We start from the raw sequence: 11,337 nt of genomic DNA on the forward strand, positions 1-11,337 counted from the left end.
CGGAAGCACTACCGCGAGCTCACACGTGATCAGCGTTCGTCGCGGTTCTCCGTGTTCGAGCACAGCTCGCTAGCTCATTGCTACGCAGGTCGCACAGGCGAGCCGCTACGCGATGGACGCTCGCCGTCGCGTGAGATCCGCGCCGCCGCTGTTCGCTGTCTCCTGCCACCCGCACGTGCACTTGAACCCGCGTTTCACGGCCGGTCCGAGCAAAGGGTCAGCGGTTCGAATCACTGCAAAAGGCATGCGTTTCGCGTTTCCCGGGACGAGCCGGGTTGGCGGCAATCTGGGGAGGGGTCGTGACCCACAAACGCCCAGGCGAGTCAGTCGCGCCGGGGCACATCGCACGGTTGCTGACGATCTGACCGGGGCCCTTCTCGCCGGAGAAAAGGGGCACGACCGAGAGCGTTTGCCTGTCGCCTAGCCGTTCCGCCCGCTGGTTCACACCGCTGGCGGCTGCGCAGTCGGATCGACCGCAGCCGCCGTCGTGCGATCCGGGTGCCGCTCGCCGATCGAGACCTCCACTGACTGCGCCTTCATGTCTGGTCTGGCGAGCACCGTGCCGAGCGCTTCGACGACCTGCGGGTCAAACTGGGAGCCGGCGTGGCGCCGGAGCTCCTCCAGCGCAGCGGCGGGTGTCCGGCGTGGTTGGTGGGGCAGGTCGGTGGTCATCGCCTCGTAGGCGTTACACACCTGGATGATCCGGCTGGCGAGTGGGATGCTCGTCCCGACAAGGCCGTCGGGGTACCCGTGGCCGTCCCAGCGCTCGTGAGTGTGTTGCACGATGTTCGCGATCGGTGCGAGTTCCGGGGACGCGCGGAGGATGTCCGCTCCGGTCCCAGGGTGTCGTGCAATCACCTCGCGTTCGGCCTCGGTGAGCGCACAGCGCTTGCCGAGCGTTGCGGCAGGGATGACGAGCTTTCCGATGTCGTGCAGGTCGGCGGCGAGAACGAGTTCGTCGAGGCGGGCGGTCTGGCCGAGCTGTCTGGCGACTCGCAGCGAGAGATCTGTGACGCGGCGCATGCGGTCACCGAGCTCCGGATGCTGATGTTCGAGCGCTCGCAGGAGCAGCGCGGCCGCCTGGCGTCGCGTAGACGACGGGAGCGCGTTTTTGCGTTCATACATGCGGCGGTCGGCTACCCGCAGCGCTTCGGTCGGGGTTCGTGCTTCCAGTGGGCACGCGACAAGACCGAAGCTGGCGCTGACCGCGTGCTCCTCCGTGGTGGTCGAGAGCGCACGCAGCGCCACGAGGGCACGAGGGTCGAGCGAGCTCGGCGTGGCCGTGGCGTCCGCCTGCCACAGGACGCAGAACTCGTCGCCGCCCAAGCGGTACACCTTGCCAGTCTGCCCCACGGCGCGGTGAAGGCGACCCGCGAGGGTGCGCAGGAGCTCGTCGCCTGCGACGTGTCCGTAGGTGTCGTTGAAGCGCTTGAAGCCGTCGAGGTCGAAGATCGCGAGGCCGAACTCGAGGTCCTCCGCCAGCCAGGCGTTCAGGTCGCGCATCAGGCGTCGGCGGTTGCCGAGCAGGGTCAGCTCGTCGGTAAGCGCAGCGGCTCGGGTCTCGTCAAGCGACCGAGTGTCACGGAACGCTCGTGCGGTGCGGACGCCGCTCACCATAACGGCGGCCGCGGCGAGGCCCACACTCACCGGGCTGACGTCTTTGATGGTCGCAGCGACGAGACTTACCAGCGCGATGGCGGTGAAGGCGAGGGGTACTAGCGCGACACGCCACCCGTCCCTCTGCATCGGCGGTGGCTCTCTCGGCGGCAGACAGGCCGCCATGGCCAGACCGGCGAGGCCAAGTGCCCACAAGCCGTCGAGCACGGTCCCGGGTTGGTAGGTGTCGGTCGTGAGGCGGTAGAGGTAGACGCAGTCGGCAACCGCCAGGAGCGCGAGGCCGACAGCAATCAGCAACAGGTCTCTGCCAGGCCTCCACCGTGTCGCGGTCGCCGCCGTGACGATGATCGCGAGCAGCGCGAGGTCGCCGATGGGATAGGCCACGTTGGTGAGGACGACCCCGAGGTCGCCGCCGACGCGATCGAGGATCGGTCCGACCAGGAAGGCGACCGCAACGGAGGACAGGGCCAGGACGCCGAGCGCCCCGTCGAGCGCGATGTTGAGGTCCGTCTTCTCCCCGCGTCGACGGGTCGCCTCCAGTAGGGCCATGAACGCGAGCGGATAGAGCAGCAGCCAGAAGCCGTCGGCAGGTGAGGGGAACGGCGGATCGGCGGCGTCTACGAGGACCAGCGTCCAGTAGGCCTGGCCGAAGGCGTAGCACGACAACGCCAACGCAAGCCAGCGCCAGGCCAGTCGCATGCCGGTCGTCTCGATGCGCACGCGGCGCCACGCGGCAGCTGCTGCCAAGAGGTAAATGGCGACGTAGACAACCTTGTCCCACACGAGGTCTACAGTTCCGTCGCCGGCCGACAGGGTCGCCTGCAGGGTGTAGGCCAGTGCGAGTGCTGCTGTGGCGATAGCGATGACGCCGAGCGGTCGGTCTCGTCGCCGCGACACGACGACGGCCGACGTCGACCCAGGGGGGTTCATCTCGCGCGGCGGTCGCTGGGACCCGCTGGCAGGATGCCGGCCGGGCAGGGAAACGCTGATCCTCGTCCCGCCCGTGGCCGGGGACGAGACCTCAAGGGTCCCCCCCGCGGCGTGGACTCGCTCGAGGGCGACGGACATCCCGATGTGTCCCGAGGCGATTGCATCGGACAGCGCGTCGGGAGACATGCCGATCCCGTCGTCGGAAACGTCAAGGTGTGTGTCGGGACCGACGGAGCGGACGGTGACCTCGACCGTCGAGGCGCGCGCGTGTTTGGACGCGTTGACGACGAATTCGCGAGAGAGGGCGTAGATGAGGTCCGCATGGACTCCGACGGCCTCCGGCGCCAGGTCGATGCGTAGGTCGAATCCGCCGCGTCTTGCCGCGTCAGCGGTCTCCTGGCGAATGGCGTCGGCCACGGTGGCCGGTGTGTGCTGTGGGGTCTCGACGCCTCGCATCACGCCCCGGAGCTCGACCATCACCCGGTCGAGTGCTCGTTGCGCGTAACCGAGCGCGTGCACGTCTCCGCGAATCGCGTCGGCAAGGTCCTGCCTGGCCGAGAGCACGGACTGGAGGGTCTCGTCGTGAAGGCGCCGGCGGGCGGTCTCCTGCGCGTCGCGAAGGATCTCGCGCTGAATCCGAAGCGCTCGACGTTCGCGTTCGAGCCGTCGCCGGTCAAGCGTGGCAACCACTTGATGGGCGACGATCGCAGCCACCGAGAGCGCCAGAAAGACGCGGGCCGTGGGTGCCAGGGGCTCGAAGATGGACCACGTCAGAAGCCCCAGCAGGACGACCGCGCACAGCGCGGTGACACGGTGCTCGAGCCATACCGAGCCGACCGGCGACGCTTCGGGGCTCGGCATCCACGACGCCGCGGCAATCCAGAGGACCGCGAGCGGCCAGGCAAGGTCCACGACCCCGCCCTCTTCGTAGGTATCCCGAGCCACCTGGACGAGGAAGGTGACGTCGGCGAGGGTGAGCAGCAGGAAGCTGGCCGACAGGACGAGGTACGGAACGCCGAGCCTGCTGCCCTTGAGGATCGCTCCGCCGGTGACCAACGCCAGCAGCACGACGTCAAGTGACGGATAGAGCACGTTGGTGATGAGCTCCGAAGTCGCTACGTCGTCGACCTGCAGCACTCCAGGCGACAGAGCCACCGCCGCGATCAGCGCGGCGATCGCCAAGGCACCGGCGAGCGCTTCCAGCAGTGTCGTCACGGGCCGGGCAGGAGCGTCCGTGCGCACGAGCAGCACGAGCCCGACATAGAGGACCGCGTAGGACGCGAAGAAGAGGAGGTCGGAAGGCGACGGATGCGGCGGCTCGGCGACGCCCGAGAGCAGGACGACGTAGTAGATGCTCGCCGCCGCGTACAGGGCGAGGCCAGTCGCGATGAAGCCCCACGCGCGGCGCTGCCGTGGCACCGCGACGGCGCGCCACCCCGTGAGCATGACGGCGAGGAGGAGGATGGACTCGTAGACCCAGTGGTTCCAGAAGTCTGCGGGTCCGTCGACGAGGCCTGCGATGAACGCCGAGTAGGCGGCGAGCAACGTCCCCGCCACGACCCAGGCGGCGACGAGCGACCGCCGCTGCCACACGAAAAGGGAACCCACCGCGGTGCGCTGAACCGCTGACCGTTCATCGTTCACGTCACGCCTCGCTCGCCTGACCTCGATCTGGAGCAACCGGGCAGCGGCCCAGCTTAGCCTCGATCCATCGTCTTGTCTCGGTCGGCCGCGTCAGCGGCCGAGTCCGTTGAGGTCGTCGGCGCCGATGTCGATCGTCGAGGGGTCGGCGGTGCCGTCGTCGGTGTCGTCGAGTGGCCGAACGCGAGTCGAGGAAGTCGGTGGCCCAGGGCCAGCGGGCGGGCATCCGCAACCGGGTCCAGTTTTCTGAGGCATTTCCGGGGCACGCGCTCGGGTCCGAGAAGTACCAACAGGATCGTCAGTTCCGGCATTCATCAGCCTCCTGAACCGTGAGGGACCTGCCGACCCGCACCTCGAAAGGTGGTAAGGAAGGGGTCAACGGGCTTACTGTCGGGGGCCCGCTCAGGGTGTCCTCAGCAGCGGGCGTCCTGCACTGCCAATCCGCTCGCGTGCGGGTTGGCAAAAGCTCGCTCCATCATCTGTCGTTCCTGCGACCGCGGGGCATAGTCGGCGTAAATCAGCGTGGTCTTGTAGTCGCGGTGGCCCATCCACTCCTGCAACGTCCGGAGGGGTACGCCGGCCGCCGCGGCCTGTGTCCCAAAGGTGTGTCGGAGATCGTGGAATCGGATTGCTCGAACTCCTGCGTCGTCGAGCGCTTTCTTGAAGCGCTTGCGGAGCTTGGAGGCGTCGAGGACGGAGCCCAGCTCGGGGTGGCCGAAGACGAGGTCGTCGTCCTCTCGGTAGCGGGACTGCTGGTGGAGCCGGTCGAGCGCCCCTTCCGTGCGATCGATCATCGGGACCGCCCGGCTGGAGCGGCGGGATTTCGGGGTGCCCCAGTTCCCGCGTGTGTAGTTGCGCCGAACGCGGATGACGCCGGCGGTCCAGTCGACGTCGCGCCAGCGAAGTGCGACGAGTTCGCCCTGGCGCAGACCGCAGGTCGCAGCGACCAAGAAGAGCGGGTAGTCGACCTGCGCGAACTCCGGGTCATCCACTGCCCGGAGGAGCGCTTCGAGTTCCTCGTGGGTCAGGAATCGGATGTCCGGGTCGGTCACGTCCTCCCGCGGTCGATCGACGGCGGCGACCGGGTTGGCGCTGGCCCAGCCTTTCTTCATGGCGTGGCGGAAGACGCCGTGGAGGAACGTGAGCTGGTTGCCGACGGTTTTGCTTGCGAGCCCGTCGAGCTGCTTGGCGACGAGGTAGTCGGCGACGAGCTGGGTGTCGACGTTCTCAAGCGACCTGCCCTTGAAGAACGGGACGAGATGCTTGCGGAGCATGATCTCGTAGTCCTGGATCGTGGTCGGCTTGCGCTTCATCACCTGCTCGAGGTGCACGAGGTAGCGCTCACCGGCGACCTGCAGATTGATTCGCTCCGAGACGGGCGTGAGGCGTGCGTAGGCCTCGATGAGCTTCTGCAGGGCCCGCTCCGCCTCGGCCTTGGTCATTCCGGTCGACTCGCCGGCCCGCCGTTTCAGCCCGAGCTTGCGGCGGATCTGTCGGCCGCCGGCGCGGAAGCGGCCGTAGTAGACCTCACGCCCGTGCTTGTTGACCCTGGTCTCGAGGGTGCCGACGCCGTACGCGCGACGCGGCTTCTGCTTGGCGCTCATCGCCGTGGCCCCCGTTCCTGGGAGGCGATCCACTCCTCGAGCGTGCCGCGGCGGAAGCGGCGATAACGACCGACCCGGACGTGGGGGAGACGTCCTGCTCGGGCTTCCGCGTATACCCAGCTGGTGGGGACGTGGAGGAGCTTGGCGGCTTCTGCTGCGTCGAGCAGAGCGTCGTCAGGCGATGGGAGATGACGCTGGCTGTTGAGAGGTGTCATACCTACCCAGTCGCGTGAGTCGCCAACTACCTCCCCCTGAGTTTCGTGCGGGTGAGGTCTCAATCTAGGTCGCAACATGAGCGAAGGTCTCCTGATTGGAGACCCGGCCGGCGCCCATGAACGCTGCTCACAAGCCTGAGCTGACCTCGTAGGTCGCGCTCATAACCCGAAGGTCGCAGGTTCGAATCCTGCCCCCGCTACTTGGTTCGTTCCTCAGAACGAACCAGCACGGAAGCCGCCTCTCGCCGGGCGGCTTTCGCCGTTGTACAGCGGGTTTCGGCTCCCGCGATCGCGATGGCTGCGCTACGAGGTCGGCTGCAGCGGCGCATCGGCGGCGCTCGGGAGGCCGCAGGTCTGCCGGCACCACGTCGGTCTCTCCTGCGTCGCTCACCAGCCGCGGTATGCGAGGTGTCCACGCTGCCAGGCGGTGCGCGCTCCACACGCCGGGCACGGTCGGGCGTCAGCCCCGCGGGGCTGACGCGGTCCCGGGTCCTTGCGGTGCCGCTGCGGCGAAGCGTCCCCAGCCGGTCCTACGTGCTCGCCGTGCGGGGTAGCGGCGACCGTGAGGCCGTCGCCGCCGCCGCGACTTCCCGCGTGCCCGCATCACCCGGACGCGGCCGATGAAGAGGCTCGTCGGCCGTCCCCGCGCGCTCCGGGAGTGCGCGCCGAGTGTCCGCGCCCGCGGGTAGCGGGCGCGGACACGCTCGGCGCGGCTGGTGCGTGCACCAGGTCCCGGCTCAGCGCTTGCGCGGAGCCAGCACCCAGAACTTCGCCGAGACGGTCGCCGACTCGGCCCCGCCGGCGTCGCGGGCGACGGCCATCAGCACATAGGTGCCGGGCCGGAGCTTCGCGGCGTCGATGAGCTTCTCGGTGGCGGCGGCGCGGGCGCGCCGCAGGGCCGGCCGGGTCGTGGCGACCGTCTGGACCCGGTCGCCGCCGTCGAACGGGATGCTGCCGCGGCCGATCGTCGTCACCGGGGTGCGGTCCTCGCGCCGGGCGTTGCTGACGCTGGGGCAGCTGCGCCAGGCCGGCGAGCGGCGGCGCAGCAGGACGAACCGCACCTCGGCGTCCTCACTGAGCGTGAACGTGGCACTGCGTGTCGTCGATCGTGAGCACCTGGCGCGGACCTTGAGCCCCGAGAGCACGGGCGGGACGTTGGTCGGCGCGGGGACCGCGGGCGACGGTGCCGAGACCGCCGTCACCGGAGCCGCTGTCGCCGGCGCGAGGACGGTGAATCGCGACACGGCAGGGCTGGCGTCGAGAAGGCCGGCCGCGTCGCGGGCGCGGACCTCGAGCTCGTAGGAGCCGGGCTCCAGCGGCCCGAGCTTCAACGGCGAGGGGCAGGTCGCGAACGGGGCGGGGGTGATCCGGCACTCGAACGTCGCGTTCTCGGAGGCTGCGAACCCGAAGTCCGCGACCACCGAGGTCGAGGACGTCGGCGGCGCGCTGGTCAGCGTCGTCTCGGGCGCGGTGGTGTCGACGCGGAACGTCGAGGTCGCGGGCGTCGGGTCGGCGTTCCCGAGCGCGTCGACCGCCGTCACCGTGATCGTGCGGGACCCGTCCGACAGTGCGGGCGTGGTGAACGGCGAGGTGCAAGCCTCCGCTGCGCCGCCGTCGACGGCGCAGCGGAACGCTGCTCCGGGCTCGGACGCCGTGAAGGCGAGCGACGGGTTCGGGTCGCTGATCAGCGCGCCGGGTGCGGCGGTGATCGTCGTGTCCGGACCCGTGGTGTCGACCGTGAAGCTCCGGGCTGCCGCGGGCTCCTCGACGTTGCCTGCCGCGTCGAGTGCGCGGACCTGGAACGTGTACTCGCCGTCCGCGAGGTCCGTGAACGTCGCGGAGTCGGTGCAGGGCGCGAAGTCCCGGCCGACAAGACGGCACTCGAAGGACGCGGCGTCCGGCGCGGCGAACGCGAACGTCGCCGTCGTCTGCGTGGTCGGGCCCTCCGGCCCGCTGGTGATCGTCGTCGTCGACGGTGCGCTGTCGATCGTGAACGCGTACGTCGCCGGCGTCGGATCGACGTTGCCGAGGTCATCACGCGCCGCGACCGCGAACGTGTGCTCACCCTCCGCCAGCATCGCGGTCGTTCGCGGTGAGGAGCAGGTGTCGTAGCTGCCACCGTCGAGCGCGCAGACGAAGGTCGCGCCCGCCTCGCTGGCCGAGAACCCGAAGGTCGGCGTGGTGTCCGACGAGACCGCCGCCGGGACGAGCGTCAACGTCGTGTCCGGAGCGGAGACGTCGACGGTCCAGGTGCGGCGGACCGGCGCCTCCACGTTGCCCGCCGCGTCGCGAGAGCGGACGTCGAGCGTGTGCGTGCCCTCCGCCAGGCCGGTGGACGACACCGGCGACACGCACGCGCCGAAGGCCGCGCCGTCGAGGCTGCACTCGGTGAGCGTCGGGCCACCGGTCACCGAGAACGTGAAGGCCGCCGTCGTGGAGGCGACGCGGCCCGACGGTCCGCTGTCGATCGTCGTGCGCGGCGCCGTCGTATCCACCGTGAACGCGAACGACGCGGGTGTCGCGTCGGCATTGCCGACGTCGTCGACTGCCCGCACCTGGAACGCGTACGCCCCGTCATCGAGCGACGGCAGCGTCAGCGGGGACGCGCACGTCTCGAACGGCCCCGATGTTCCGACACGGCAGCGGAACGTCGCCCCCGCCGCGCTCGTGAACGCGAACGTCGGCGTCGTGTTCGACGAGAGCGCGGCCGGGGTCGCCGTGAGTGTCGTGTCGGGCGGGGTCGTATCGACGGTGAAGGAGCGGCTCTCGACGGGCGAGCGGTTGCCGGCCACGTCGGTCGCGAACACGTCGAACGTGTATGCACCGTCGGTGAGCGCGGGGAACGATGCAGTCGGGCCGCAGGACTCGTACCCGCCGATCGGCTGGAGCCGGCATTGGTACGTGACGCCCTGTTCGTCCGCCCTGTAGGTGAACGTCGCGGAGGCCGTCGCCTGGCGGCCGGTCGGCCCGCTCGTGATCTCGGCGGTCGGCGCGTCGGTGTCGATGGTGAAGGCGCGCGAGGCGGGGCTCTCGTCGACGACGAGGGTCGCGGCGCGTCGCGCCCTGACGTCAAGCCGGTAGTCGCCGTCGGCGAGCGCATGGAGCCCGACTCCCGGCGCGCACGGCGTGAAGCCGGTCTGCACCGGATGCACGCGGCACTCGAACGTCACCGGCCCGAGGGACCCGGTGAAGGTGAACGCCGGGGTGGTGTCGTTCGTCGTGCCCGGACCCGCGGTGACCGTCGTGTCGGGCTCGCGGGCGTCCCAGTTGCGGACGCGGGCACGCTCCCTGGCGCTCATCCCCGCCCACAGCTCGTCCGAGGCACGGTAGACGCCGTCGGCGTCGAGCTGGAACGGGAGCGCCTCGTCGCGCTGACCGGCGAACTGAACGAACTCGACCGTCTCGTCGGGCGCGATCGTCACGGCCCCGTAGTCCCAGGTGACCGCTTCGGGGTCGGGTGTGAGCGGGAACGTGAGCGTGTCGTAGCGGTCGGCCGGCGCGCCGAACCCGTCGACGAGGAGCAGCGTCCCCGCGTCGATCAGCACGCCGTCCGGGTTCGTCATGTCGAACGCGAGCCAGCGGTCGTCGCCGGTGAGGTCCGTGTCGACGACGCCGGGTGCCTCGCCCGTGCCGCGTAGCACGAAGGCGTCGTCGGCATTGGAGTCGAACTCACCGTCGAAGCGGACGTCGACCGTGACCGGCGCGGCGGTCGTGTTCGTGAGCGCCGTGCGAAGGCGGGCGACCGCGGGGCCGGTTCTCGGCACGTACACGGCGCGCTGCGCGACGACCCCGGGGGTCACGCCGGCGGGTTCCACGGGGGTCGTCACCTCGCGACCGGCGAGGGCGCGACCGCACCCCGCGTTCTGCGGAAACCAGGTGTCCCCGTCGACCTCGAGTTCCGGGAACTCGTCGAACGCGCCGTCGTAGAGGCCGCTGACCGGCTCGTCGACACTGTCGCCGCCGCCGTTGCCGATCGTGCCGTCCTGCCGGACGTCCCACAGCCAGCCGAGGCTGTCGGTGCGGTCGACGTAGCAGTCGAGCGTGCCGGTGGGGAACGCGGCGGCGTGCGCGGCCGGCGCGGCGAGCGCCGTGGTGGTGAGCAGCGCCGCGAGCGGCAGCGTCAGGACCGCGGCGAGCGGCCTCCTGGTGGTCGTGCGCATGGTGGGGTGGTCCCTCTCGTGGTCGGTGTCGCGCCGGGAGGCGCCCTGCGTGCGCTGCCCCTCGACCACCCTGCGCGGCTCGGGACTCTCCGGCAACGCGTTTCGTCCGACCGGACGATGCGACCGGGCCGCGCGCTCCACCGATCGGTGGAGTTGCGGTCCTGCGGCCCAGCGGCGACGATCCGCGGCGTGACGGCCCCCACCGACGATGCGCTCGATCGGCGCAAGCTGCGCCACGACCTGCGCGGGGAGGCGACCGCGATCGGCTGGGCGGCCCGGTCGCTGCTGGCCGAGAACCCCCCGGCGCACCAGTTCGAGCGCCTCGAGGAGATCGCGCGGGCCGCCGCGCGGATCGAGCGCACCCTCGACGAGCACCTGCCTCCACCGACCGGATGAGCCGATCGGTGGAATCGCAGTGCCCGGCCTTGCTCTCGGCGCCTGCGCCGACGACGATCGCGCCGTGCCCACGACGACGATGACGAGCGCTGGACCCGACCCACCCGTCCGGATCGGGATCTCGGTGCTCGTCGCCGACGACCACCCGCTCTACCGCGACGGCCTCGCCCGGGCGGTCAACGCCCACCCTGATCTCGACCTCCTCGGCCACGTCTCGGACGGGACACGGGCGCTCGCCGCGATTCGTCGCCACGAGCCGGACGTCGCGGTCATGGACATCGACATGCCCGGGATGAGCGGCCTCGAGGTCCTCGAGGAGGTCGTCGGCGCCGACCTCGCGACGCGCGTCGTCCTGATCTCGTCGCACCTCGACGGGCCGACCGTCCACCAGGCGATCGCGGTGGGCGCGTTCGGCGTCCTGCTCAAGGACGCGGGCCCGCAGGAGATCAGCGCCGCGGCGCGGGCGGCGACGGACGGCGACGTCGTGCTCTCCCCGGCGGCGTCCTCGCTCCTGGCCCGCGCCGTGCGCGACCAGCGTGGCGTCCCGGCACTCATCGAGCTCACCGATCGCGAGCGTGAGGTCCTCGAGCTCATCGCCGAGGGGCGCTCGGCGCCCGAGATCGCCGGCGAGCTGTACCTCGCCCCCGCGACGGTCAAGAGCCATCTCCACACGCTGTACACGAAGCTCGGGGTCTCGGACCGCGCGGCAGCCGTCGCGGTCGCGTTCCGGCGTGGCGTGTTGCAGTAACGCTCGCGCCGAGGCCCGTGCCGTGG

The 11,337-nt window shown here is 70.5% G+C and carries 6 protein-coding genes; 2 read left to right on the forward strand and 4 right to left on the reverse strand.

Features of this window, described 5'->3' with window-relative positions; all coding sequences use genetic code 11:
• Positions 1-441 precede the first annotated feature (441 nt).
• The 4 genes from C7Y72_RS12100 to C7Y72_RS12115 all read right to left on the reverse strand — a co-directional run bounded on the left by C7Y72_RS12100 (position 442) and on the right by C7Y72_RS12115 (position 10,167).
• Positions 442-4,227, reverse strand: a complete 3,786-nt coding sequence (locus C7Y72_RS12100) for an HD domain-containing phosphohydrolase (protein ID WP_107568971.1) — start codon at positions 4,225-4,227, stop codon at positions 442-444.
• A gap of 374 nt (positions 4,228-4,601) precedes the next feature.
• Positions 4,602-5,792 (reverse strand): tyrosine-type recombinase/integrase, encoded by a 1,191-nt coding sequence (locus C7Y72_RS12105; RefSeq protein WP_146175355.1) that lies wholly within the window; start codon positions 5,790-5,792, stop codon positions 4,602-4,604.
• Positions 5,789-6,085 carry a helix-turn-helix domain-containing protein gene (locus C7Y72_RS24270; protein WP_107568973.1) on the reverse strand — a complete coding sequence of 99 codons (297 nt, stop codon included), beginning with the start codon at positions 6,083-6,085 and terminating at the stop codon, positions 5,789-5,791. Before C7Y72_RS24270 ends, C7Y72_RS12105 begins: the two co-directional genes overlap by 4 nt.
• 659 nt (positions 6,086-6,744) lie before the next feature.
• Positions 6,745-10,167 carry an Ig-like domain repeat protein gene (locus tag C7Y72_RS12115; RefSeq protein ID WP_146175356.1) on the reverse strand — a complete coding sequence of 1,141 codons (3,423 nt, stop codon included), beginning with the start codon at positions 10,165-10,167 and terminating at the stop codon, positions 6,745-6,747.
• A 189-nt stretch (positions 10,168-10,356) separates the two neighbouring features.
• Between C7Y72_RS12115 and C7Y72_RS12120 the strand changes: the two genes are divergently transcribed.
• Entirely contained in the window at positions 10,357-10,563 is a 207-nt protein-coding gene (locus tag C7Y72_RS12120; protein WP_107568975.1) for a hypothetical protein, read from the forward strand.
• Positions 10,564-10,627: 64 nt separating this feature from the next.
• Positions 10,628-11,311, forward strand: coding sequence for a response regulator (locus C7Y72_RS12125; protein WP_233243818.1), 684 nt, complete (start codon positions 10,628-10,630; stop codon positions 11,309-11,311).
• Positions 11,312-11,337 lie beyond the last annotated feature (26 nt).

This window comes from Paraconexibacter algicola, assembly GCF_003044185.1.
Taxonomy (GTDB): domain Bacteria; phylum Actinomycetota; class Thermoleophilia; order Solirubrobacterales; family Solirubrobacteraceae; genus Paraconexibacter; species Paraconexibacter algicola.

Bases quoted from the DNA above. Each gene is read 5' to 3' on its own strand.
- C7Y72_RS12105 (WP_146175355.1), bottom strand. From the start codon at position 5,792: ATGAGCGCCAAGCAGAAGCCGCGTCGCGCGTACGGCGTCGGCACCCTC.
- C7Y72_RS24270 (WP_107568973.1), bottom strand. From the start codon at position 6,085: ATGTTGCGACCTAGATTGAGACCTCACCCGCACGAAACTCAGGGGGAG.
- C7Y72_RS12115 (WP_146175356.1), bottom strand. From the start codon at position 10,167: ATGCGCACGACCACCAGGAGGCCGCTCGCCGCGGTCCTGACGCTGCCG.